The following is a 22,973-nucleotide window of genomic DNA, read 5'->3' on the forward strand; positions in this document are numbered from 1 at the left end:
GGTTACAAATGAATGATCGAATTAAAAACGCGGATGAACTTGAATTTGCGATATTCTGTATAGAGAACCTTGCTCTCCGCTTAAAAACGGATGCCGAGCATATCTATACGGCGCTCGCAGAATCAAGCAGTTTTCTCTATGACTATATTGTTGCGCATTATGATGTACTGCATACTCAGGATAAAGAGTACATCATCAATGATATACTTGAGGCGATGGATCAATGCGGGATAAAAGTATAATCGTGTATCACGGCTCTGATCGGATTATTGCTCAGCCTGACATCGAGCACTCGCGGCTTAGAGTGGATTTCGGCAAGGGATTTTATACCACACCGTTTTATGAGCAAGCAAAAAAGTGGTGCGAAAAATATACAACGCGGCGGAAAAACGGGATCATCTCATACTACGAACTTGATGTGTCTGTTTATAAAGGATGCGCTGTTCTCTCTTTTGAATCCTATACCGAAGCATGGCTTGATTTTATTTTGAAATGCAGAGCCGGTACTATGCCAAGTGATTATAATCGATATGATATAATTGAAGGCGGAATTGCAAATGATAAGGTATTTAATACAGTGGAACTTTTTTTTGACGGATTGATCGATAAAGCAGAAGCGCTGAAACGGCTGCAATACGAAAAACCGAATTGGCAAATATGCTTTAAAACACAGTCCATTATTGATACGTACTTACAGTACAAAGGATTTTATAGCATATGTTAGCACATCCTGTTCTACTGCAAAAAAAATATGCACGGGTTATCGCTCTGTATGCCGAAAAAGAGCATATCGGTTTAGATGCAGCCTTACAAAAATTCTATCATTCGGTAACATATAAATTGATGAAAGACGGCATTTCCGATATGCATTGTATGAGCGATGACTATCTTACGGAGGAATTGAAGGCAGAAGATATACAAAAGAAGTAGTGAGCCGGTTACCTTGCATCCATACAATTATCCTAAAAATTATTGAATATCGCAAAAAGATTCAATGTTTAGAAGTTTCCTATATCAATCGACATAAAAATCGGTACATGGTCGGAAATCTTCTTTTCAAAGAAAGATTCAGGTTTGTATCTATGCCCTCCCTGTAGTTTCAAATTATTGGCAGCGTTATTTAGAATAAAATGATCATATCGTTTGTGACCGCGAGTTGTCGTTTCACAACATTCGATAACATAACCGGTGAAAGTTAAATATGACTGTCTTTTTAACAAGTTGTTACAGTCTGTATTAAAATCTCCGCAAAGGATTATCGGAGCACCTTCATCAACGATGCTGTAGGGTAATATCTGGATGTCTTGATTTATATTCTCATTTTCCGTATTTGTGCTTCCGTAAAAAAAGATTGGGGAATATCCATCCATTTCATACAGTTTATCACATATCTTGCGTAAAACTCCTATATCCCGTTTTCTATTCTCTTTGTTGTTATAAGGCATATGTGTATTAATCAGATAGAAATAGTTGACATCCGAAAATCGGCTGTTACTATTCGAGATTTTTAAGATATTCGTATGGTTCATACTCATTTTGTACTTCGATATATCAAAGTTATCGAAATAGAACGGATAGCCTGAGTGGAGGTCTTCAACAACGAGTTTATCCGATCGATACAAGACGGCATTATCAAGACCGCTGTCGCTGTTGCACGAGGCGTAATATTCTCCTTTTACCCATTTTTCTCCTCGTAAGGCATATTCTGCGGAGGATGTATACGCCCATTGACCTCCTGTTTGTTCGGATAAAGCTTTAGCAAATTGCTTCAAAAAAGCAGTGGTATCGATTTGCAGGTTTAACATCACTTCCTGTAAGGCGAGGATATCGATATGTTTATCCCGTACAAAAGACTGACCGAATTTAATTACTTCTCGCGCTTCTTTCTCTGCGAATGTTCGCCCATTGCCTTGTATATTCCAAGAACCGATGACTATCTCTTCTGCAAAGGCTGTCAGTAATACACACAGCATGCCGCATATCAATAGAAAACGCTTATAGATAGTTTCAGCAATCATGCGGTATTTTTTATAGGACGGTACACTGTGCAATAGTATGTTTTTAGGATGCAATATTTTTTTCATACATTTTTCCTATCCAATATATTGGAAAAAGAGCGATATTTACTACTCGTCTTTTCCCAACATATACCTCGTTTTAACCATTTCTATTGTTTTTTAATTTCTATGAATTTCGTACATTTATAGTCGGTTACCACATTACCGGTTGTCTCCGATATTGTATCCAACGAGAATACGATAAACGTATCTGTTTTATCGTTGAGCCGTTTATTTCCGGTTAAATAATTCTTGCCCGCATATATAGGAAGCCATAAAATATGACTTACAGCAACAGAAGCATACAATGTCCAATCCGACCAATCAACTTTCCAATATGACGGCGGAGCGTCAAAGCGGTATACACTTGCACTGAAGGCAACATATTTATCATCATGCTTATATGTTTCTTTTTCTGCCTCTTGTAGAATTGTTCTTAACTGATATTGATAATCTTTTTTTATGTTGATAAGATACTCTTGTTCCGATGCATGTCCTTTTTTCTTTGCCGCTTTTTTCGCTTCCTTTTGCAAGGTTTTATCATCCTTAAATTCAAATTTACCATCGCGTAGTTTTTCTCCAAAGATAACAGCTGTATTTCCGTCTTGAGATTGAATATCGGAACCGAGCTGACCTAAACCCATCGCTGCCCGCATTACAACGCCCTCCGTAGAGAATGTTACCGTATAGCGCAATGAAAATGTTTTACCGGTATTTTTATCTGTTAGGATCAGTGCAATCGAATTTTTATCAGGATTCAAATCCTTCCATTTCGTATTGCACCAGTATGTGTGATAGTCATTTCCTTTATTGGAAAATAGAATCGCCGTTACATTCTTTTTTTCTCCGTTTATTTCTATTTCTGAAATACGGTATTCCGCTGCAAGCATGTTGGGAATTGTAAAGCAGATGTAATCATTTACCAGCTCTTTCTTTTCCGGCTTGCCTATAATTGCCAGTTCCAAGTGCGCACCGTCGTCTGTTTTCCAATTGACCGTATCTGCTAAACAGCCTTTGTCATTATCAAATGCTCTATGCAAACGATCGGCAGTAAAGGTAATAAATTCCGCTTTTGTTGCAACATCATAAATGATATGGTTTTTCTCGGATGCTAATTCCGTTTTGATAATTTTTAAAAGGAATTTTGAACTACCAAGATAATCTTTTCCTGAATCGCCGAGTCCGATATTTTCTTCCAAACTTTTAACCGCTTTTGTCGTATCGCCGAGCACATAATAAATCTGTGCCATGTAATAGTTTTTGTCGATAACGTCAAACGTATTTTCCCGTGAAGTTTGTTCTTCGATAATAGCAAGATACTTGTATACTTCGTTTTTATTCTCACGTAACTGTTTGTTTTTTGCTTCCATTGAACCGCTGCCAGCAATAAGACTGATCATGTTTTTTGCAAGTTCAACATAGTATTTATCATACGTGATAATGGTGTTGTTTTGTAACTGTTCGAATTTTGTGTATGCTTTCCGTGCAGCGCTATAATTATTGTCATTTTGGTAGGCGGAACCAAGTTCATACCAGAACGGCGGAAAATTATCAAAGCGGTGTGATTCTTCCAACACGCGCAAATTATTGAGTTTTTCTTTATTACCGCTCATCTGCAAAACAGTAATAAATTTTTCCATAAAGTTTTCGTGCGTGTAGCTTTTTTCATCTAGCCGATATTGACTGAGGAGTGCCGTACTGTTATTAAAGAGCTGTGTTCGTTGATCATCAATGACTCTCAATTGATTTTGATCGATATTAAACGTCTGCTGATCCAATGCATTATCAACGGAATTGACCGCCCGTTTATAATTGAAAAAGGCTGATGTGCCCGTATAAGCAAGTGAGGCAACCATTTGCAACGGTGTCCTTCCGGGAACAAAAACCGAACCGAAACTTTGAAATGCATTAAAAATTGCCTGCTTGCGTTGTTTTTCCGCCTGCTTCTGATAAAATGCCCGTTCGTTTTCCTGCAATTTTAATTCCGTTAAATTTTGCAGTAACGAACTGTATGTATTGATCAAGCGCGGATCGATAAAGATATTCCGTTTAATTTTATTAATGACAAAGTCAAACTCTCTATCGACAACTATCCTGTTTTGATGCTTTTTTATTTGTGCCGTTGAAAACTCAACATAGTTCAATGCGGTGATGAGCTGCTCTTTCTGCGCTTCCGTCAGTGTTCTTACCGTTTGTGCATAGACGCCGATAGCCGTTAGGCATAGCACACACACGGCAACAAGCTTTTTGAATGTGTTCATTTTGTAACTCCTTTTGAAAATCATTTTTATTATCTTCCTCATTCCTCTACTGCCGCCACATCAGCATTTACTTGCTTTCTGCTGCGGCAATAGATGCCCTCCCTAAAAATTCTCCTATCCTTACGGGATTGGCTTGGTGTCGTCGTATTCTTTGATTTTTTTCGATGGAAAATCACCAATTGAAATACCGTGGTCTATGAGACTTCCTATACGAGAACGATGTCCTAACGGAACATATATCGTTTTTACACAAGTATCATAATTAGACTCTTTCACTCTTTTACCGAATGCGACAAAGTATATTTGTTCTATCGTTCTAGGAAGATATATGGTTAAAGAGCGGCAGTTATCAAATGCTTGACTATCAATACGTTTAACATTTTTGGGTAACCGAACTTCTTCCAATGAATAACAGTTATAGAATGCATTTTCACCGATAGTTGTTAATGCATTTGCGGCTTCACCTTGCAGGGTAACTTTCTTCAGCTTTGTGCATCCTTGGCACATAGATTGTTCAATTGTTATTACGGTTCGAGGAATCACGACTTCTGTTAGTTCGGTACAATTGGAAAAGGTATATCCTACGATAGTGGTAACCGGTATCCCATACATACTTTCAGGAATAACGATTCGTCCTTTTAATATTTCATCTTTTCGGGATGCATCTCCTTTATAAAAAAGTCTTCCATGCTCATTTACCGACAAATACGGCAAAGCAGCACTCTTAAAATACGCCTTTACATACCGGTCGCTGGTTACCGTATAGGTTGCAGTTTCCTCGCTTGAGGCAGAGGTAAGCCCTTCCCAGCGGTCAAATACATAGCCGTCCTCCGGTATGGCTGTAAAGGTAACGGAAGAACCGTAAGGCGCTGTGCCGCCGGACTGGAGTTCTTCCGTGTTTTCTCCTATTTTTACCGTTGCGGAAATCGAACCGCCTTCGCTTGCACCAAATGTAATGGTGCATTGCCGTTTTACAAATGCAACAGAAACGGTTACATCTTGTGTGATAATCAGTTCAACAGCGCCCGTTCCGGCTTGAGTATCAGTACCGGTCCATGCGCCGATCGCGTAACCGTCAGCGGTTTTCGGCGTAGCGGTAAAACGTACTTTTGTACCGGCCTTTACCTTCTCGTTGTTGGTTAAAGTCTTACCGTTCGCTGTTGCGGTGAGCGTGCCGCCCTCCGCATGTTCGGCTATGCTGAACTTGACAGTATATTCTTGAACGGGCGGCGGCGGATTTTTCACAAATGCAACAGTAACGGCTACATCTTGTGTGATAATCAGTTCAACAGCGCCCGTTCCGGCTGCTGCATCAATACCGGTCCATGCGCCGATCGTATAACCGTCTGCACTCTTCGGGTTTGCGGTAAACCGTACTTTTGTACCGGCTTTCACTTTCTCGTTACTTGTTAAAGTCTTACTGCCCGCTGTTGCGGTGAGCGTGCCGCCGATGTTGTTTTTCACATTAAAGGTAAGCGTACATTCTTGAGTTTGTTCAGACGGATTCGGTGTTTGCGGTTGAGATGGTGTTGATGGATGCGTTGAACCGCCGTTTGCCGGTTTTTTGATAAATTCAACGCTCACTTCGCTGTCGCGTGTTATCAGCATTTCCGTAGTCGCAGCACCTGCTCCTGCCGATATGCCTGTCCAAGAACCAACCGTATAGTTTTCTGTGTTTTCCGGAACTGCGGTAAAGGTTACTATTGTTCCGTATGGAACTTTCTTACCGCTTGTCAGCGGATTCCCGTTAGCTGTCGCTGTAAGTGTTCCGCCGGTATCATCCTTTACACCGAATATAACAGTATAGTCTTTTTTTACAAATATAACGCTTACGGTACTGTCTTTTGCCGCAGTTAATTCCGCAGCGGTATTCCCTGCCGTTACACCCGTCCACCCTTCTATTTTGTATCCTTCACGGGGGTGTGCCGTCAGCGATATCTTTGTTCCCGACAATACCGGTATGTTAGTTTCAGAACCCGTTTCAACCGGTTTGTGATTAATCATTGCTTTTAGCGTGCCGCCCTCCGCACCGGAGACCTTCAAGGTAATCGTGTAATACACTGCCGCCGGAGCGACTTTGGGCTTACAACCGGCAATACCGATCATCATCATCACCATCATACTGATAACAGCACATAATCGAAGCAGCGATGCTTGTCTTAAGAATTTCATTTTTTCCTCCATAATAAATGAAATGAAAAGAATAAAATATTTGTGCATCTGCAAAAAAGCATGATTAGTTTTTTTGCAGATGTCCATTTAATTGCTGTAAACTTCTTGCCGTTTTCCGGTTTGTGTTTGCAGCAGCGGTGTGTGTGATGGAGCTGTAGCGTTTGACTGAGTTTGAAAGAAATCCGCTTGGCTGTCTGATATGCAGCGGTAGTCCGCTTAATAGGCTCAACGATATAGTACAGGAAGCGGATAGTGCAAAAAGAAACGTCCGGCACGGGGATACTCATAGAGAATCCCCGTGCACTATATATATTAAAAAAGAGGAACCCTTCGATTAAATTTTGTAAGTCGTTGTTACATAATGATTTAATGGGGGGGGGTATGGAAAAGAGGCTCGTGAGCGAATGATAGGCTATGTGTCATGGCGAACCTCCTTGTCAAAATAAGCTAGGGAATAACAGACCAATTATAACCTCTGCAATAAAGCGCTGTCAAGCAAATTTTTATGTGTGTCAAATTTTTATGTGCGTCGTAACAAAGATTATTCAAGCCGGCCGCAGCAACCTCATCAAAGTTGATCAAGGATAGCAATTATCTTAAGTTTGCGTTACACTGATTCAGGTCTGTAATTTCTTGGGTAGTATTGTTTTTTTCTTTCTAATCTAACCATACCACGAATTACAAACTTTTAACACTCCTTACTTTATCTTGGATAGATGTGATGAAAACTGAAAAAACACTTATTGGAACAAAACGGTTTTGGTTTTTAATGTGGGGTTTAGGCCTTGCAGGACAGTTATGCTGGAATATCGAAAATCAATGGTTCAATACCTTTGTCTATGCTAAAATAGCAAAGGATTCTTCCATTGTAACGCTCATGGTGATTACCAGCGCTTTAGTAACGACCTTTGCGACCTTTTTATTCGGTACCTTATCGGACAGAATCGGTTCACGGAGAAGGTTTATTTCCATAGGCTATATCGTATGGGGAATTACAACCATCCTGTTCGGGCTCACCGAATTTGTCGGGCACGGACAGGTAGGAACCGGCGCAAAGGTTTCGGTGTGGGCGGCAGTCCTCGTTATATTAGCCGATGATGTTATGAGTTTTTTCGGTTCGATGGGAAACGATTCGGGATACAACGCATGGAGCAACGACATGACCACCGATAAAAACCGCGGTCAAGTCGGAGCCGTACTTGCAATCCAGCCGATAATCGGCACAATCGTCGGCACCGTATTGGGAGGTCTCCTTATCGGCAGCGAAAATAATTATCAGCGGCTGTTTTGGTCTATGGGAATATTTGTCATCATGGCCGGACTTTTATCTCTTTTTCTTTTAAAAGATTCTCCCGACTTAAAACCTTATAAAACGGGTTCGTTCCGGCAACAATTAAGCTCGATCTTTAAAGCGGAAGGATTTTTTTCTCAAAAAGAATTGATGCTTGCCTGTATTACAACAGCGCTTTTTTTTATCTCGTTTAACGTTTATTTTGTGCACATGGGAAACTGGATGATTTACCGTATGGGCTTTAACGCGGGAAGCATGGGAATTATTCAAGGAATAAGTTTAATCGCCGCTTCTCTGCTGGTGATACCCGCAATCGGGATTATCAATAAGAGACGTACGCCGCGCCTTGCCGGTTGTGCAATTATCTTAAATATCATCGGCCTGTGCATTTTGTCGCTCTTTGCAAAACCCGCCGCCTTTAACACGGAAACGGTATTTTGCTTACAAAATCTCCCGTTGTTCCTTTCCGTATTCCTTGCAGGAGCAGGACAAATCCTTGTTACGCAATCGATGACAATGTGGGTTAAGGAACTGTATCCCGAAACTGCGCGGGGGCAATTTGAAGGCATCCGTATTCTCTTTTTTGTCCTCACCCCGATGATTATCGGAACTGTGATAGGAAATATCATCGTCAAAAACGGAGCGGGTTCCATCGCAAATGAATTCGGTATAATCGAAAATATCCCTGCAGAATCCATCTATATATGGGGTGCAATTTTAGCGGTAACGGCACTGCTTCCGCTCTTTTTCGCATCAAAAATGTATAACAAACGCAGAAATATTTTTCTAAATATAGGGAACATCAAATGAGAACGAACAAACCGATTACACCGCTGCTCACCTCGTGGGGCGAAGCAGCCGATAAATCAAAACCCTTAAACGATTATCCCCGCCCTCAGCTGATGCGGAAAGAATGGCAATGCTTAAACGGTCCGTGGGATTATGCGATAACTGCCGATAAGCACATTCCCGAAACATGGGACGGTGAAATAATCGTTCCATTCTCTCCGGAAACAATTCTTTCAGATGTACAGCGGCAGCTTCTTCCCGGTCAAACCCTGTGGTATCGTAGAACGTTCGATTTTGAAAAATGCAAGCAGGGGGAACGGCTTCTCTTGCATTTCGGAGCGGTAGACCAGCATTGTACCGTCTATATCAACGGTAAAAAAGCAGGCTCCCATTCGGGGGGATACTGGCCGTTCTCTTTTGATATAAGCGGTTTTATAAACAGCGGTAAAACGGAAATCCTCATTGAAGTTACCGACGATACCGATACCGGAGACGAAGCCTACGGTAAGCAAACCCTGAACAGAGGAGAGATTTGGTACACGGGACAGAGCGGCATTTGGCAAACCGTATGGTGCGAACGGGTTCCCGCCGTTTATATCGAAAAGATCAACATAACCCCTCATTATCAAACGGGAGAGGTTGAATTTTCGGTCTTTATCAATACCCCCGATTCCGGCGGAAAGGATGAGCCTCCGCATAACCGTGATGATATACGCATTAAAATCTTTGATTCCGGCGCATTAATTGCGGAAGGAACACTGAAAAACAATCCGCTGATTATAAAGATGCCGGCAGGTTTTAAGAGTTGGAGTCCCGAGCATCCTTTCTTATACGATGTGGAAATCCGCGCCGGAGAAGACACGGTAACTTCATACTTCGGCATGAGAGAATTCGGGATTGTAAACGGTAAACACGGTCCCGTGCTCAGTTTAAACGGAGAGCCGCTCTTTCATAACGGTCTTTTAGATCAGGGATATTGGAGCGACGGAATGTATACGCCTCCTTCCGATGAGGCGATGGTGTGGGAAATTAAAAAGCTGAAAGATATGGGTTTTAATATGCTGAGAAAGCACATTAAAATAGAGCCGCTCCGCTGGTACTATCATTGCGATAAAATCGGGATGCTTGTTTGGCAAGACTTTGTAAGCGGCGGCGGTCCGTATAAACCTTTTGTCGTTCAATATGCGCCGTGGCTCGGTTTCAATTTTAAGGACACAAAAAAACGTTATGCCCTGCACGGACGGAAAAGCGATACGGGACGCCGGGTGTTTTTACGCGATGCCGAACGCACCGTTGATTTACTGTACAATACGGTCGGTATTTCGGTGTGGGTGCCCTTCAACGAGGGCTGGGGTCAATTCGATGCGGCGTCAATGGCGGAGCGCGTACATAAGAAAGATCCCACGAGGCTCATCGATCATGCAAGCGGATATTTCGATCAAGGGGCGGGAGATTTTCACAGCTATCACATCTATTTTAAATCCTTCCGGCCCAAGCCCGATAGGTTAAAACGGGTTTTAGCGTTAACCGAATTCGGAGGATTCAGCTTAGCCGTAGACGGACATACTTCATCCGATATCTTGTACGGTTATAAAATGTTCAAAGATAAACAATCCTTAAACGATGGTGTCCGGACTCTCTATGCAAACGACGTATTTCCGGCGATGGAAAAGGGATTGAGCGCTGCAATTTACACACAGGTGAGCGATGTTGAAGATGAGGTAAACGGTATCTTCACCTACGATAGAAGAGAGACAAAATTAGACCCAAGTATCACTGTAAAAATTGCCCGAACTTTACATGAACTTTTCAAAAAAAACTACTCCGGTAATTAAACGTCCGGTATCTCCGGCAGAAAGCAAGAGTAAGAGCCGCAGGTTGAGTAAAAAACAGCTGCTGTACGGCGCAGGGGCATTGCTGCTTGCGCTCTGCCTCGGCGCTTGGCTTTCGCTTTTTTTGCCGTTTCCGGAGCTTGATGCTTTTATACAGCGGGACTGGAGTACCCGTGTCTATGACCGGGGCGGCAACCTTATTCAAATCCTTGCGCTGGAAAACGGCATACGGCGCGAATTTACCGCGTATGAAGCGATGCCGCCCGATGCCATCCGCGTCTTCCTTGCAGCGGAGGATAAGGATTTCTTTACCCACCGCGGAATCGATATTGCAGCCATTGCACGGGCGGCTTATCAGAATATCAGCAGCGGAAAACGGGTAAGCGGGGCGTCTACCGTTACGATGCAGTTAGCCCGCCTCGTTGTTCCGGCAAAAAGGCGCACGTTTTTTGCAAAGCTCCGCGAGGCGCGGAATGCGCTGCGGATTGAGCGGCGGCTTTCAAAGCGGGACATCCTTGAGCTTTACCTCAACAGCATTCCGTTCGGTTTCCAAACCGAAGGGCTTACCTCGGCGGCGAGAAATTTTTTTTCCCTGCCGCTTTCGGAAATCACCTCGGAACAGCTCTGCTGCCTCGCGGTTATTCCCCGCCGCCCTGCCGGCTATAACCCCCTTGAACATCCCGAAGCCTGCGCCGAAAAAGCGGCCGTGCTCTACCGTTCCGTATTCGAGCCGGAAAGCGGACGACCGAACAGCCGGCAAGAGAGCCAACCTGACACTCTGATTGAAGACCGGCTATTGCAGGCAGCGCGTACCGCCCGCCGCTTTGAATATCCCTTCAATATGCCCCATTATATCGAATACCTTGTGCGACGGTATAAAGCGGGCGATTTTTATCCGCAAACGGAAGATATCTCAGAGGTATTGCAGAGAGAGACTCAACCGCAAAGAAACAGACAAACAGCCCGGCAATCCGAAGCGGCTGCCCGGACACTGCCGCCCGACTGGTACCTAACCGCCGACAGCGCCTTGTCCGCTCAGGGGGAATTTTGGCTGCAAGCGCAGCTGAAAGCCAATCCGCAAGCCCGCGTACGCAACGGCGCCGTCCTCATTATCGAAAATGTAACCGGAAACATCCTTGCTTGGGTAGGCTCAAACTCTTACTTTGATGATGAAAGCAACGGAAAAATCGACGGCGTTACCGCTTTGAATCAGAGCGGCAGCAGTTCCAAACCGTTTTTATATGCGCTTGCCTTAGAAAAAGGATGGAAGCCGTCGGATGTGCTGCCGGATATTCCGATGCGGTTCGGCAGGGAAGAAGCCTATATCCCGCGTAACTTTAATAACCGCTTTAACGGCCCCGTCCGCTTACGGGTTGCCCTTGCCTCCAGCCTCAACATCCCCGCCGTGTATCTGCTCAACGAAATCGGCGCCGAAACCTACCTGCAAACCTTGGAGCAGCTCGGCTTTCAGTCCATCGGCACAAAGGGAGATGAAGCGGGGCTGTCTCTCGCGCTCGGCAGCGTGCCGGTTCCCCTCTACGAGCTCGTCCGTGCGTTCAGCGTATTTCCCCGCGACGGCATACTCCTCCCCTTGCGCTCATTCACGGACGGGAGCACCGCCGACGGGTTTTCCGAGCCGAGGACGGTTTACAGCGCCGATACCGCACGGCTTATCTGCTCGATTCTTTCGGATTCTGCGGCGAGGGCAAAGGGATTCGGTTTTTCTTCAACTTTTAAGACACCCTTCCCTTCTATTTTTAAAACAGGTACGGCCAATCAGTTTCAAAGTCTTGTCGCCCTCGCCGCATCATCGGCCTTTACCGTCGGCGTGTGGATGGGTAATTTTGCAGGCGACACCGTGATGGGAAAAACGGGAAGCTCCGCGCCCGCCGCAATCGCACGGGACTTACTTGTACGGCTGCACAGCCGGCCGTTGGCGGACGGCACGCTTACCCCGGCGCAGTCTTTTGCAGAGCCGGAGCACTGGCGCCGTGAATCCGTCTGTGCGCTTTCGGGGATGCCGGCCGGCTCCGCGTGTCCCAACACCGTGCAGGAATATCTGCCGTCCGCATTCGACGGATACCATCCGTTCGACACAGCCGGCCGGCACGGCATGTATGAACGGAAAAACGCTCAATATGGGCAGGGCAGCAATACATATAAGCAAGAGGGCGGCGGATGTACATGGCACCGCATGCAAAACGGGCACACGGTAACCGTCTATCCCGAAGAATACCGGCGATGGTTTGCAAATAGCACACGGCACGGCACAATCGGACGGCCGAGCAATGCGTTAACCGTTATCCGCCCCGCAGACGGCAGCCATTTTGTCGGTTCGCCGGACAGCGGCAGTATCCCAATCGAAATTACCGGCGGTGCGGAAGATACCGTGCAAGTCGAATACGACAGCCTGCCCCCGTTTATATTGAACCGGCCGTTTTCCGGCAGTCTTCCCTCGGAAAAAGGCGAACACAGCCTCTCCGTCCGCTGCGGCGATGAAGAAGTGTCGGTAACGTTTACCGTCGAATAAGCCGATTTTAAAGAATAAGCCGATTTTAAATAAAAAAGACACTCGGAATGAGTGTCTTGTAAAGAGGTTAGCGGCAATAGGGCTTGAACCTATGACCTAACGGATATGAGCCGTTTGCTCTACCGACTGAGCTATACCGCCGTAAAAATACTCAAAGAATATATCGTAAAATAAAATCTTTGTCAATTGCCCTAAAAAGAGTGTTAACAAAATATGTCCCATGCGCCCCCTTGAAAAATATACACCGAACCATATACAATAGGGCATCTCTAAAAAAGAACATCTCTAAACACTCGGATAAAATAATGGCGGAAGAAAAAACGGAAGCATCGGCGGCATTTTTGCGGACACGTGCGGATCATGCAATAGAAATACTGGAAGATTATGCCGAAGCTATCGCTCAAATCACTAAAGAAAACGGCAAATGCCGCGTTATGGATCTTGCACGGTACTTTGGTGTAAGCCACGTATCCGTTATCCAAGTGCTGCAGCGGCTTAAAGCCAATCATTTTATTGAAAGCGGTACTCATAAGCCGATATGCCTTACCGAAGAAGGCCGTAAATTGGCACGCGAATGCGCAAACCGCCACGGTATTGTACTTCAGTTTTTGCTGAAAATCGGCGTAAGCGAAAACACTGCGATGCTTGATTCCGAAGGATTGGAACATCATATCAGCGCAGAAACCCTGGAATGTATGAAAAACTTCATTGCCGTACAATAGGGCAATCAACAAAAAAAAATCGTATAGTTGACCAAAAACCGGTTTTTATGTATCATAGCCTGTATTTTATTATTATAAGGATACCTCTAAAAACTTTTATTACTAGAAGTTCCTATCACTTGATTAATTTCCGGGAGGATTAACGTGAGCGTAAAAATCAGATTAAAGAAATTCGGGAGTAAAAAACGCCCGTATTACCGCATTGTAGTACAGGATGTGCGCGAACCCCGCGACGGCAAAACGATCGACGAGGTCGGTATCTATCATCCTATCGAAGCGGAAGAGCGGCAAATTGCTTTTGATGCCGATAAGGTACGAGGTTGGCTTAATAAAGGCGCTCAGCCGACCGACACTGTCCGCCACTTACTCAACAAAAAACAATTTACGTTATAGGTCGGCTATCGAACATGGAACGTGATTTAGTCGAGTACATTGCAAAGTCGCTTGTCGATGATCCCAGCGCCGTTTCCGTTTCGGAAAAAGAAACCGACCGCGGCATTGTGTTGGAATTGCGTGTTGCAAGCGGTGATGTAGGAAAGGTAATCGGAAAATTCGGAAGGGTTGCACAGGCGATTAGAACCCTGCTTATGGCATCGGCAGGCCGCAGCGGAACCCGCTATTTACTGGAAATTCTTGATTAATGGACTGGCTCATAACCGGTAGGGTTCGGGGGACATTCGGCCTTGAAGGCTTTATTAAAATTGAAAGCTGTTCAGGCGAATATGAGCATTTTTTAAGCTTAAAAGAGATTATGCTGCGGCTTCCCGTCCGAGAGGCTGAAGAACAGTGTCCCGAAATAACCTATCAGGTTGAAGAGTGCGTTGTCCGAACTGCGGACGCGTTATTAAAACTACGGGGTATCAATTCGCCCGAAGCGGCAAAAAAGCTGCACGGAGCGGATATATTGGTTCCTCGCGATATGGCTTGCCCGCTTGAACGCGGTGAGTTTTATATCAATGATCTTTGTAATTCTGACCTTGTGTACAAAGGAAATTCTGTGGGTACAATTGCAGATGTAGTGGAAGGCGGAGGCGGCTTTTTATTGGAAGTCTCCGAGGCTGCAACAGGCAAAACCGTGTATATCCCGTTTCGTTCTCAATTTATCGGGAAAATAGACATACCGGCAAAGCAGGTTGAGCTCATGCACCGCTGGATTCTCGAATGAGATTCAATGTGCTGACCTTGTTCCCCGAAATACCCGCCGCCTTTTTTGAATCGTCGATCATGGCGAAGGCGGTTGAGCGGGGGCTTATTACCTACAATCTGGTGAATATCCGCGACTTTGCTTATGACAAGCATCGCACCTGCGATGATCTAACCTACGGCGGCGGGGCTGGAATGCTCCTATTGCCGCAGCCACTTTCGCTCGCACTCGATTCCGTACAGGCTGCCGAAAAACGGGTTATCTATGTAACCCCTTCCGGTAAACCCTTGACGCAATCACGTGCAGTGGAGCTTGCACGAGAACAAGAACTCGTGTTTATCTGCGGCCGCTACGAAGGAATTGATCAGCGGATTATCGATGAATACGTCGACGATGAAATTTCGCTCGGCGATTACGTGATGTCTTCAGGTGAACTTGCTGCGCTCGTAGTAATAGACGCGGTATACCGCTTGATCGACGGCGTTATTTCCCGCGAATCCCTTGAAGAGGAAAGCTTTTCCGACGGTTTGTTGGAATACCCCCAGTACACACGGCCGCAGATATTCAGGGACAGAGTTGTTCCTGAAGTGCTTCTTTCCGGACACCATGAACACATCCGTAAATGGCGGCTCGAACAGCGGATCAGAAAGACGCTTGCCATGCGTCCCGACTTACTATCGGCAATCCGCAGTTCGGATAAATGGACAAAAGAAGCGGAACTTATTTTACAGGAGATAACAAATGGCAGAGAATTTAATTCGTAAAATTGAAGAAAAGCAAAAGATTGTCGAAAAACCTTCTTTTAAAGTAGGAGACACTGTCAAGGTTCACTTCAAAATTATTGAAGGAAAAACCGAACGTATCCAGATATATGAAGGCTTGGTACTATGCTTTAAAAATGCCGGCATCAGCCGGACATTTACCGTAAGAAAGAATTCGTACGGTGTTGGTGTCGAACGCGTATTCCCGCTCCACTCACCGCGTATCGCAAAGGTGGAAGTTGTACATGCCGGTAAGGTACGCCGTGCCAAGCTGTATTACATCCGTGAAAAGATCGGTAAGGCGGCAAAGATTAAGACACTTCTGCAAAAGAAGAACTAGCAATATGCAGTCTGCAGCGGAACGGCCGGCGCTTTTTATTCCCTTAAACCGGAACAATGCGCTTAATACGGCCGTTCTTTTCAACGGCAACACTGCTGCCGATTTTTCGGAAAACGAGCCGGTAACGGTTCGGGTACTGTCAATCCTTAAAAACAATACGATACGGATTGCCGTCAAAGGCGCCGTACTGCAAGCACAAACAGCTCTTTCTCAGGATATTCGGGAAGGGGCTTTTTTATTAATGCGCGTTCATATAACCGATAACACGGTTGTGCTAACCCCGTATCAAAAGCACATACTTCCGCAAATTCCGCATAACGATGTATTTACCCAGCTCGGTGTACCGCAGTCGGATCTTACGGCGGCGCTGATTGCGTTTTTCCGGCAAAATGAGCAGCCGCTGCAACCCCGTCCGCTTTTAAAGATACTTTCTTCACTCCATGTTTTTGCCCCCCATGAAAAAAAAGCCGCTTTTGCCGCAGTCCTCCTCTACTCCCGCGGCATCGAACCTTCGGAACAGCTGATTGCGCAATGCCTCGCCGCCATGTTTACCGTCTCAGATCGGCAAAACGAAAAAGCAGCCGATGCTCCTGATGATGCCGACCTATTCAAGCTGCTCAATCATATAAAGGCGGGTAAAAACCATTGGGTAGTCTTTCCGTTTGAAAAGCAGCTCGATACACTCTGGAAAGGATCGGCCGCTTTTCTGCTTGATCTGCAAGACACGGTGTGCCGCGAATGCTGCCTGAGGGTGCGGAGTGAAGAAAAACAGGAAGCATGGATATTTACACTCAAAAATAGCCTATGTCTTTTCTCTTATCAGGGGCAGGCCGAACTTTCAGGGCAAAAAAAAGAAGAACTCACCGCACTGCTGCAAACATGCCTTGAAGCCGCAGGAGTTACGGCCTATACGGCGCGCTATGCCGACGGCATAGAAATAGAACAGAATCAAACCCTTGCATCAATCGACATATCCGTGTAAAATAGTTTTGGAATCTATATGACTTTTTTTGTATTTTCTTGGAAAGGAATAGTATGAACCGAACGAACGACTGTTCGGTTGCATTGTCATATACATTCGGAGAAAGTGTTCCGCTTATTGCCGCCTCGGGACACGGCGTAATCGCGCAAAAAATACGGGAAATTGCCGATAAGTGTCATATTCCCCTTATTAAAAATCCTCTCTTGGCGGAAGTGTTGGTTGAAGCTGAAATAGGCTCTTGTATTCCTGAAGAAACGTATCAAGCGGTTGCCGCTCTTTTTGCATTTCTTCAAAAAAAGGATGGGATAATCGGTGCTTAGGCGAATTAAGGTAGAAGATTTAAAAGAAGGCATGATGTTTTCGGAACCTCTATTCTTTGACGACGGTAAGAACAGAGTTCTCGGCAAGGGGCATCCGGTTTCTCAACGCGAACTATCGGTCTTAAAGCAATGGAAAGTTCCTTTCGTGATGACAGCCGGTAAGATCATAAAAAAAGATGAAGAAGTAGCAGAACTGGTTGAAGAGTTGGATTCGCTTCCGGACGAAAGTGAAGGAGCTGCCGGAAAAAGCACTAAAAAGCAACAGGAAAAGAAAACTGCAGAACATGCGGTTTTACAACTGCCTGATATTTTAACACATAGTGAACTGTACACCGAATATTTAGCAATCATCCTAACCCTTGATGTGTTTTTAAACGATGTCAAAAAGAGAAAACCGATGCCGACACGCCCTGTCGACGGAATAGCATTAAGGCTGCGAAATCTGATTGCAGCCGATAGGCCGCTGGTTATTTCATTTGTTCTATCAGCTATAATTCCCGAACGAGAGATGGCAAAAGCCCTTGTCGATACTGCTATTCTCGCAGAAACTATCGCGAATTTTATGAAATTGCCTGAAGACTATATTGATGATATAGTGCTCGGCGCCTTACTGCACGATTGCGGTATGTTAAAAATTCCCGATACTATTTTAAAAAAGAAGGGCACGCTTTCGGATACCGAAATGCAGACCGTTGCGGCTCATACCGTCTATGGGTATAAAGCCGTATTATCGGAGTTTATGTATACCGAACGGGTTGCAATGCTCGTCTTACAGCACCATGAGCGTTGGGACGGTAAAGGATATCCAAACGGGCTCGATAAAGAATCTATCGAAATAGGAGCCCGCATTATTGCAGCCGTAGACGCCTTTGTTGCAATGACCGCGCAAAAAGCCTACCGCAGCGCATTGCTTGGATATGATGCGATGAAAACACTGCTTGCCGATAAAGGCCGCCGCTTTGATTACGAAATTATCAAGGCGATGATCCAAAGCATCGGCGTCTATCCCATCGGTTCCATAGTCTTGATGAACGATACTTCTATCGTGCGCGTTGTCGGCGTAGCGCCCGAAGCCCCCTTGCGTCCGCTGATTAGGGTGCTTATCGATGAAACCGGGCACCTCTATCCCAACAATAAGGGGAAATTGATCGACTTACGCGAATATAAAAATATCTTTATCGTCAAGGCCATCGATCCGTCGCAATATCAGCAAAAAAAATGACGGAAGAACGGCTTGGGCCGGCAGGAGAAGCATTTGCAGCAAAATGGCTTGAACGGAACGGATACTCCGTTATTGCCCGGAATTGGCGCACCAGAACCGGTGAAATTGACATTATAGCGGAAAAAAACGAAACGCTTATCTTCTTTGAAGTAAAAACGCTGCCGCATACGGCGTTTACAGACTTGGATATTATTGTCGGAAATAGAAAACAGGAAAGGATTTGTAAAACCGCTAAATATTTTCTCTTAACTCATCGAAAATATAACAAGATGCATATTCGTTTTGATGTTCTTGTGTTGCCGTTTGACCCTCGGACAACGGAAGAAGCAGAGCCTGTGCATTTAGAGAATGCTTTTGAGGATTATATATGAATGTTGGCGTGTTTCCAAAGAAAGAGCGGTATACTCCCCGCAAATACTTTACCGAATCTGATTTTCGCGAAATGGAAACAAAACTCAAGGATGAGGCGTATATTCAGGCCGCAATATATCGATTGGCGTCGATATTGACCGAACAAATGATGTATATGAGAGATGATGAATAATGAGTAATAGACGGGAACATAGAAAAGGTAATCGTTATAACGAAAACACCGCAACAGACAATAGACCGTATACCGATTCACATCATGATGAATCTGCTGAAGTCTTTATCTGCGCACGATGCGGAAAACCTATCAAAGACTTGAGTGCCGCGCTGGCTGATAAAACGGACGGAAATCCGGTACACTTCGATTGCGTATTGAATTTTTTAAAACAGCATGAAACCTTACAGGCAAACGAGGCCGTTACCTACATCGGCCAAGGCAGATTTGCCGTTATCAAATATGCTTCGATGGTAACAATGAAAGAGTTTACGATCGTACGCATCATCGAATGGGAAGATAAAAATCAGCGGGCGGAATGGCGAGGAAAAATTGCCGACCGTTTCAGCTTAATCGATTAAGTGAACAGTCTTTCCGTAAGCCTTTTGAAAACAGGAGTCTGAGGCTGTTGGGTACCTTCCTTACTGTGCGAAATTTTTCCAAAATTTCGTACAGTTTATTTCAGAAGCAGGGCAAATGCATCAGACGAATAAAGACAAATTCTGCGAAATTAAGAGGCTGTGAGACCATTTGAACCGCAAAGGTTCAATTCTGGTTGAATAGCCTCTTAATTTCGCAGGGCTGTAAAAAAATACTCTGATGCGTTTATCCTAAGCATTATAGAACGATATTCACAAGCTTATTCGGCACCACAATCACCTTTTTAGGCGGCTTACCGCCGAGGAAGCGCTGTGCACCATCCGTTTTTAAGGCGATCGCTTCAAGCTCATCTTTAGGTAAATCGATAGCGGCCTGAAATTTATCGCGTACCTTTCCGTTGATTTGCACGACAATCGTACATTCGGAATCGATGCAAAACTTTTCGACGTACATCGGCCATTGTGCGTAAGCGATAGTTTCCATATACCCTAGCTTTTCCCACAGCTCTTCGGCAAGATGCGGCGCATAAGGAGCGAGCAGCTTGATAAATGTCTCCCATGCAAAGCGGGGCACGCTATTGTATTTTCCGAGCGCATTGATAAAAATCATCATTTGGCTGATTGCGGTATTGAAATTAAGCGATGCGGTATCCTCCGTGATCTTCTTAATGGTCTTATTGAGGAGCTTGGTAATTTCCGCATGCTCCGGCGTACTCGTATCGTTTACCGGACACAAAGTCAGCTCTTTTCCTGCAATCCCCCAGATTTTTTCCAAGAAGCGGAAAATTCCTATAAGTCCCTGCGTATTCCACGGTTTGGACATATCGAGCGGCCCCATAAACATCTCGTACATACGGCACGAATCTGCGCCGTATTGAGCGATCATCTCATCAGGGTTGATAACATTTTTTAAGCTCTTCGACATCTTTGCAACAACCCGTTTCAGCTTTTCGCCGGTGCTTTTTTCCTCAAAGGACTCTTCGCCGGTCTGGATAACCTCGTCGATCGGCACGAGCGAACCGTTCGAGCGCTGATACGCAAAGGAGGTAATCATTCCCTGATTGACAAGTCGCATAAACGGTTCCTTGGTGTGCACCAAGCCTAAATCGTACAAGACCTTGTGCCAAAAGCGGGCATAGAGGAGGTGGAGTACCGCATGTTCCGCGCCGCCGATATAGAGGTTAACCGGCATCCAATAGGCTTCCTTTTCCTTGGCACAAAAGCTGTGTGCATTATGGGGATCAAGGTAGCGGAGATAGTACCAGCACGACCCCGCCCATTGCGGCATGGTATTGGTTTCGCGGCAGGCAGGGCGGCCGCAGTGCGGACACACGGTATTAACCCATTCGGGTATCTTGGCAAGCGGGCTTTCTCCAGTATCCGAAGGGGTGTAGCTATCCGTTTCCGGCAATGCAAGCGGTAAATCTTTTTCGTCCAGCGGGACAACGCCGCATTTCGGACAATGCACTAACGGGATGGGTTCCCCCCAATAGCGCTGCCTGCTGAAAACCCAGTCGCGGAGCTTATAATTGACGGCCTTTTTTCCAAAGCCGTGCGCGGCTGCATAGTCGGTAACACGTTCTATAGCTTCCCGTGTCGGCAATCCGGTAAATTCGCCCGAATTTACCGCATAGCCGTCGGCAACGGTGCATTCCGTAGGAGTGGCACGGTAATCGCCCGCCGCGCCCTTTTCTTTCCATTCAGCTTCGGACGCAACCGTTTGAATAACCGGCAGCGAAAAGAGTTGAGCAAACTCCCAGTCGCGCTCGTCATGCGCCGGAACCGCCATAATGGCGCCGGTTCCGTAAGAAACCAAAATATAATCGGAGATCCAAATCGGAATATTTTCTTTTGTCAGCGGATTTACTGCATACGCGCCGGTAAAGACGCCGCTTTTTTTCTTAGAAAGTTCAGTCCGCTCAAGGTCGGTTTTCTTTGCCGTCTCATCGATATAGCGCTGCACGGCGTCTTTTTGCTCCCCGCTGACAATGCGCATGACGAGCGGGTGCTCCGGTGCAAGCACGAGGTAGGTCGCCCCGAAAATAGTGTCCGGCCGAGTAGTATACACGGTGATCTTTTCGCCTTCATGCGGAGCGGCAAGGTGAAAGTCTATTTCCGCTCCGGTGCTTTTGCCGATCCAATTCCGCTGCATCACCTTAACGGATTGAGGCCAGTCCAATTCATCCAAATCTTCAAGGAGCCGCTCCGCATACGCAGTTATCTTGAGCATCCACTGCCGGACATTCTTACGGACAACCTGCGTACCGCAGCGCTCACAGCATCCTTCCTTTACTTCCTCATTCGCAAGGCCGGTTAAACAACTCGGGCACCAATTAATCGGCGCTTCCGTTTCGTACGCTAAGCCTTTTTTATACAGCTGCAAAAATATCCACTGAGTCCAGCGGTAATAGTCCACATCCGAGGTCGCAAGCTCGCGATCCCAGTCGTAGGAAAAGCCGAACGCTTGTATTTGCTTTCGGAAGGTATCGATATTTTCTTTCGTGGTAATGCGCGGGTGAGTGCCGGTCTTAATTGCATAATTTTCGGCCGGCAAGCCGAAGGAATCAAAGCCCATCGGATGCAGCACCGCAAATCCGTTCATGCGAAGATACCGGCAATAAATATCGGTTGCCGTATAGCCTTCAGGGTGTCCGACATGCAGCCCCGCTCCCGACGGATACGGAAACATATCCAATATATATGCCCGTTTTTCGGGCGAATAATTTTCATCCTCGGTTACCTTAAATGTTTTATGATCTTTCCAATATTTTTGCCATTTTTTTTCAATATCGTTAAAAGGATACGGCATATATAACTCCCTTAAGCTTCAGTTTTTAGAGATACCTTATTACTGCTATTTTATTACTGTTATTATAGAAGGATTACTTTTTTGCTATCGGTCTTAGTAATCCCGAATACCCGCAAAATATTTTCCGTGGTATAATCCGCATGGGCTAACTTGTTATAATAGTCCGTAACGGTTTGCAGCTCTTCTTGAGAGTCATCGTAGACGGCAAAAGCCGCTGCACTGCGGAAAGCGCCTGCCTCAAGCAGCTGCGCCAAAGTCTTATTGCCGTTTTTAGCGCGGCGTTCTTTATCGACTACTGCTGCAGCGCCGTCATAGCCGATTGTACTGATAAAGTCATTTTTTGTCATATATTACTCCCATAAAAAGTCAAGAAGAAAGTATCAACTTTCGATTGACTTTTTACGTACGTTCGTAACGAAGTGAGAACGTGCGTATGATATACAAGTTTGCGCTTGAGCAAACTTGAGTAAATAAAAGCCGTACTATTGGTACGGCTTTTATTTTACGTTCCTTGCTTAAACCTTTTTAAACCCGTCCTTTGAAACGCCGCAAAGCGGACATACCCATGTGTCGGGAAGCTCTTCAAACCGGGTACCCGGCTTAATATTACCTTCAGGATCGCCGGTGTTGGGATCATACTCATACCCGCATAAATCGCATACATATTTATCCATACCCTACTCCCATTACTCCTTACAGAATACTTACAAGCCACTACTATACGGGTTTTAGGGCAGTTTTACAAGTAGGAACAGACAAAGCTGTCTTGTTATATTCT

The 22,973-nt window shown here is 45.3% G+C and carries 24 protein-coding genes and 1 tRNA gene; 18 read left to right on the plus strand and 7 right to left on the minus strand.

What is annotated here, in order from left to right; all coding sequences use genetic code 11:
• Positions 1-8 precede the first annotated feature (8 nt).
• The 3 genes from HMPREF1222_RS03325 to HMPREF1222_RS03335 are packed head-to-tail and all read left to right on the plus strand — an operon-like array spanning position 9 to position 930.
• Complete coding sequence (locus tag HMPREF1222_RS03325) at positions 9-242, plus strand: DUF3791 domain-containing protein (protein ID WP_038076830.1); 234 nt, start codon at positions 9-11, stop codon at positions 240-242.
• Positions 224-724 (plus strand): DUF3990 domain-containing protein, encoded by a 501-nt coding sequence (locus tag HMPREF1222_RS03330; RefSeq protein ID WP_016518203.1) that lies wholly within the window; start codon positions 224-226, stop codon positions 722-724. Before HMPREF1222_RS03325 ends, HMPREF1222_RS03330 begins: the two co-directional genes overlap by 19 nt.
• The gene (locus tag HMPREF1222_RS03335; protein ID WP_016518204.1) at positions 718-930 is read left to right on the plus strand and encodes a DUF3791 domain-containing protein; all 213 of its coding nucleotides are present in this window, start codon (positions 718-720) and stop codon (positions 928-930) included. The genes HMPREF1222_RS03330 and HMPREF1222_RS03335 overlap by 7 nt, the downstream gene beginning before the upstream one ends.
• Positions 931-998: 68 nt before the next feature.
• Here HMPREF1222_RS03335 and HMPREF1222_RS03340 read toward each other — a convergent pair whose 3' ends face one another.
• The 3 genes from HMPREF1222_RS03340 to HMPREF1222_RS03350 form a co-directional block, all read right to left on the minus strand.
• Positions 999-2,084, minus strand: coding sequence for an endonuclease/exonuclease/phosphatase family protein (locus HMPREF1222_RS03340; protein WP_016518205.1), 1,086 nt, complete (start codon positions 2,082-2,084; stop codon positions 999-1,001).
• An 83-nt stretch (positions 2,085-2,167) separates the two neighbouring features.
• Positions 2,168-4,318 (minus strand): tetratricopeptide repeat protein, encoded by a 2,151-nt coding sequence (locus HMPREF1222_RS03345; protein WP_016518206.1) that lies wholly within the window; start codon positions 4,316-4,318, stop codon positions 2,168-2,170.
• A 120-nt stretch (positions 4,319-4,438) separates the two neighbouring features.
• Positions 4,439-6,490: an InlB B-repeat-containing protein gene (locus HMPREF1222_RS03350; RefSeq protein ID WP_016518207.1), complete on the minus strand. Its 2,052-nt coding sequence runs from the start codon at positions 6,488-6,490 to the stop codon at positions 4,439-4,441.
• A gap of 721 nt (positions 6,491-7,211) precedes the next feature.
• Between HMPREF1222_RS03350 and HMPREF1222_RS03360 the strand changes: the two genes are divergently transcribed.
• From HMPREF1222_RS03360 to HMPREF1222_RS03370, 3 genes are read left to right on the plus strand one after another with little or no spacing between them, the layout of a single operon-like run.
• Positions 7,212-8,591 (plus strand): MFS transporter, encoded by a 1,380-nt coding sequence (locus tag HMPREF1222_RS03360; RefSeq protein ID WP_016518208.1) that lies wholly within the window; start codon positions 7,212-7,214, stop codon positions 8,589-8,591.
• Positions 8,588-10,405: a glycoside hydrolase family 2 protein gene (locus tag HMPREF1222_RS03365; RefSeq protein ID WP_016518209.1), complete on the plus strand. Its 1,818-nt coding sequence runs from the start codon at positions 8,588-8,590 to the stop codon at positions 10,403-10,405. The genes HMPREF1222_RS03360 and HMPREF1222_RS03365 overlap by 4 nt, the downstream gene beginning before the upstream one ends.
• A gap of 43 nt (positions 10,406-10,448) precedes the next feature.
• On the plus strand, positions 10,449-12,932 hold the full coding sequence (locus HMPREF1222_RS03370) for a transglycosylase domain-containing protein (RefSeq protein WP_038076842.1): 2,484 nt from the start codon (positions 10,449-10,451) through the stop codon (positions 12,930-12,932).
• A 68-nt stretch (positions 12,933-13,000) separates the two neighbouring features.
• On the opposite strand, the gene HMPREF1222_RS03375 is transcribed toward HMPREF1222_RS03370, so the two are convergent.
• Positions 13,001-13,073: transfer RNA gene (locus tag HMPREF1222_RS03375), tRNA-Met, on the minus strand.
• 164 nt (positions 13,074-13,237) lie between these two features.
• On the opposite strand from HMPREF1222_RS03375, the gene HMPREF1222_RS03380 reads away from it, so the two are divergent.
• The 12 genes from HMPREF1222_RS03380 (at position 13,238) to HMPREF1222_RS03430 (ending at position 19,368) form a co-directional block, all read left to right on the plus strand.
• A complete protein-coding gene (locus HMPREF1222_RS03380) occupies positions 13,238-13,654 on the plus strand; it encodes an iron dependent repressor, metal binding and dimerization domain protein (protein ID WP_006188546.1) in 417 nt (138 codons plus the stop codon).
• Between the two features lie 144 nt (positions 13,655-13,798).
• On the plus strand, positions 13,799-14,047 hold the full coding sequence (gene rpsP / locus HMPREF1222_RS03385) for a 30S ribosomal protein S16 (protein WP_006188553.1): 249 nt from the start codon (positions 13,799-13,801) through the stop codon (positions 14,045-14,047).
• Positions 14,048-14,061: 14 nt separating this feature from the next.
• On the plus strand, positions 14,062-14,295 hold the full coding sequence (locus HMPREF1222_RS03390) for a KH domain-containing protein (protein WP_006188554.1): 234 nt from the start codon (positions 14,062-14,064) through the stop codon (positions 14,293-14,295).
• On the plus strand, positions 14,295-14,819 hold the full coding sequence (gene rimM / locus HMPREF1222_RS03395) for a ribosome maturation factor RimM (protein ID WP_016518211.1): 525 nt from the start codon (positions 14,295-14,297) through the stop codon (positions 14,817-14,819). Before HMPREF1222_RS03390 ends, rimM begins: the two co-directional genes overlap by 1 nt.
• Positions 14,816-15,562, plus strand: coding sequence for a tRNA (guanosine(37)-N1)-methyltransferase TrmD (gene trmD / locus HMPREF1222_RS03400; protein ID WP_016518212.1), 747 nt, complete (start codon positions 14,816-14,818; stop codon positions 15,560-15,562). Before rimM ends, trmD begins: the two co-directional genes overlap by 4 nt.
• Positions 15,540-15,899, plus strand: a complete 360-nt coding sequence (gene rplS, locus HMPREF1222_RS03405) for a 50S ribosomal protein L19 (protein WP_016518213.1) — start codon at positions 15,540-15,542, stop codon at positions 15,897-15,899. The genes trmD and rplS overlap by 23 nt, the downstream gene beginning before the upstream one ends.
• Before the next feature lie 4 nt (positions 15,900-15,903).
• Positions 15,904-16,881: a hypothetical protein gene (locus tag HMPREF1222_RS03410; RefSeq protein ID WP_016518214.1), complete on the plus strand. Its 978-nt coding sequence runs from the start codon at positions 15,904-15,906 to the stop codon at positions 16,879-16,881.
• A gap of 53 nt (positions 16,882-16,934) precedes the next feature.
• The gene (locus tag HMPREF1222_RS03415; RefSeq protein WP_006188567.1) at positions 16,935-17,201 is read left to right on the plus strand and encodes an EscU/YscU/HrcU family type III secretion system export apparatus switch protein; all 267 of its coding nucleotides are present in this window, start codon (positions 16,935-16,937) and stop codon (positions 17,199-17,201) included.
• Entirely contained in the window at positions 17,194-18,423 is a 1,230-nt protein-coding gene (locus tag HMPREF1222_RS03420; protein WP_016518215.1) for an HD-GYP domain-containing protein, read from the plus strand. Before HMPREF1222_RS03415 ends, HMPREF1222_RS03420 begins: the two co-directional genes overlap by 8 nt.
• Entirely contained in the window at positions 18,420-18,794 is a 375-nt protein-coding gene (locus tag HMPREF1222_RS03425; protein ID WP_016518216.1) for a YraN family protein, read from the plus strand. The genes HMPREF1222_RS03420 and HMPREF1222_RS03425 overlap by 4 nt, the downstream gene beginning before the upstream one ends.
• A complete protein-coding gene (locus tag HMPREF1222_RS12915) occupies positions 18,791-18,967 on the plus strand; it encodes a hypothetical protein (protein WP_006188570.1) in 177 nt (58 codons plus the stop codon). Before HMPREF1222_RS03425 ends, HMPREF1222_RS12915 begins: the two co-directional genes overlap by 4 nt.
• Positions 18,967-19,368: a hypothetical protein gene (locus HMPREF1222_RS03430; protein WP_006188571.1), complete on the plus strand. Its 402-nt coding sequence runs from the start codon at positions 18,967-18,969 to the stop codon at positions 19,366-19,368. The genes HMPREF1222_RS12915 and HMPREF1222_RS03430 overlap by 1 nt, the downstream gene beginning before the upstream one ends.
• Positions 19,369-19,624: 256 nt before the next feature.
• Here the strand turns inward: HMPREF1222_RS03430 and leuS are convergent, their stop codons facing one another.
• The 3 genes from leuS to rd form a co-directional block, all read right to left on the minus strand.
• The gene (gene leuS / locus HMPREF1222_RS03435) at positions 19,625-22,195 is read right to left on the minus strand and encodes a leucine--tRNA ligase (RefSeq protein ID WP_016518217.1); all 2,571 of its coding nucleotides are present in this window, start codon (positions 22,193-22,195) and stop codon (positions 19,625-19,627) included.
• 62 nt (positions 22,196-22,257) lie between these two features.
• Positions 22,258-22,542, minus strand: coding sequence for a hypothetical protein (locus HMPREF1222_RS03440; protein WP_016518218.1), 285 nt, complete (start codon positions 22,540-22,542; stop codon positions 22,258-22,260).
• 168 nt (positions 22,543-22,710) lie between these two features.
• On the minus strand, positions 22,711-22,869 hold the full coding sequence (rd, locus tag HMPREF1222_RS03445; protein WP_016518219.1) for a rubredoxin: 159 nt from the start codon (positions 22,867-22,869) through the stop codon (positions 22,711-22,713).
• Positions 22,870-22,973: the final 104 nt, after the last annotated feature.

The organism is Treponema vincentii F0403, from assembly GCF_000412995.1.
Classification (GTDB): Bacteria; Spirochaetota; Spirochaetia; order Treponematales; family Treponemataceae; genus Treponema; species Treponema vincentii.

Coding starts and splice junctions, on each gene's coding strand:
- rd (WP_016518219.1), bottom strand. CDS start 22,869: ATGGATAAATATGTATGCGATTTATGCGGGTATGAGTATGATCCCAAC.
- rplS (WP_016518213.1), top strand. CDS start 15,540: ATGGCAGAGAATTTAATTCGTAAAATTGAAGAAAAGCAAAAGATTGTC.
- HMPREF1222_RS03410 (WP_016518214.1), top strand. CDS start 15,904: ATGCAGTCTGCAGCGGAACGGCCGGCGCTTTTTATTCCCTTAAACCGG.
- HMPREF1222_RS03335 (WP_016518204.1), top strand. CDS start 718: ATGTTAGCACATCCTGTTCTACTGCAAAAAAAATATGCACGGGTTATC.
- HMPREF1222_RS03430 (WP_006188571.1), top strand. CDS start 18,967: ATGAGTAATAGACGGGAACATAGAAAAGGTAATCGTTATAACGAAAAC.
- HMPREF1222_RS03340 (WP_016518205.1), bottom strand. CDS start 2,084: ATGAAAAAAATATTGCATCCTAAAAACATACTATTGCACAGTGTACCG.
- HMPREF1222_RS03345 (WP_016518206.1), bottom strand. CDS start 4,318: ATGAACACATTCAAAAAGCTTGTTGCCGTGTGTGTGCTATGCCTAACG.
- HMPREF1222_RS03390 (WP_006188554.1), top strand. CDS start 14,062: ATGGAACGTGATTTAGTCGAGTACATTGCAAAGTCGCTTGTCGATGAT.
- HMPREF1222_RS03425 (WP_016518216.1), top strand. CDS start 18,420: ATGACGGAAGAACGGCTTGGGCCGGCAGGAGAAGCATTTGCAGCAAAA.
- rimM (WP_016518211.1), top strand. CDS start 14,295: ATGGACTGGCTCATAACCGGTAGGGTTCGGGGGACATTCGGCCTTGAA.
- HMPREF1222_RS03380 (WP_006188546.1), top strand. CDS start 13,238: ATGGCGGAAGAAAAAACGGAAGCATCGGCGGCATTTTTGCGGACACGT.
- HMPREF1222_RS12915 (WP_006188570.1), top strand. CDS start 18,791: ATGAATGTTGGCGTGTTTCCAAAGAAAGAGCGGTATACTCCCCGCAAA.
- HMPREF1222_RS03360 (WP_016518208.1), top strand. CDS start 7,212: ATGAAAACTGAAAAAACACTTATTGGAACAAAACGGTTTTGGTTTTTA.
- HMPREF1222_RS03440 (WP_016518218.1), bottom strand. CDS start 22,542: ATGACAAAAAATGACTTTATCAGTACAATCGGCTATGACGGCGCTGCA.
- HMPREF1222_RS03415 (WP_006188567.1), top strand. CDS start 16,935: ATGAACCGAACGAACGACTGTTCGGTTGCATTGTCATATACATTCGGA.
- HMPREF1222_RS03330 (WP_016518203.1), top strand. CDS start 224: ATGCGGGATAAAAGTATAATCGTGTATCACGGCTCTGATCGGATTATT.
- HMPREF1222_RS03325 (WP_038076830.1), top strand. CDS start 9: ATGAATGATCGAATTAAAAACGCGGATGAACTTGAATTTGCGATATTC.
- HMPREF1222_RS03365 (WP_016518209.1), top strand. CDS start 8,588: ATGAGAACGAACAAACCGATTACACCGCTGCTCACCTCGTGGGGCGAA.
- leuS (WP_016518217.1), bottom strand. CDS start 22,195: ATGCCGTATCCTTTTAACGATATTGAAAAAAAATGGCAAAAATATTGG.
- HMPREF1222_RS03350 (WP_016518207.1), bottom strand. CDS start 6,490: ATGAAATTCTTAAGACAAGCATCGCTGCTTCGATTATGTGCTGTTATC.
- trmD (WP_016518212.1), top strand. CDS start 14,816: ATGAGATTCAATGTGCTGACCTTGTTCCCCGAAATACCCGCCGCCTTT.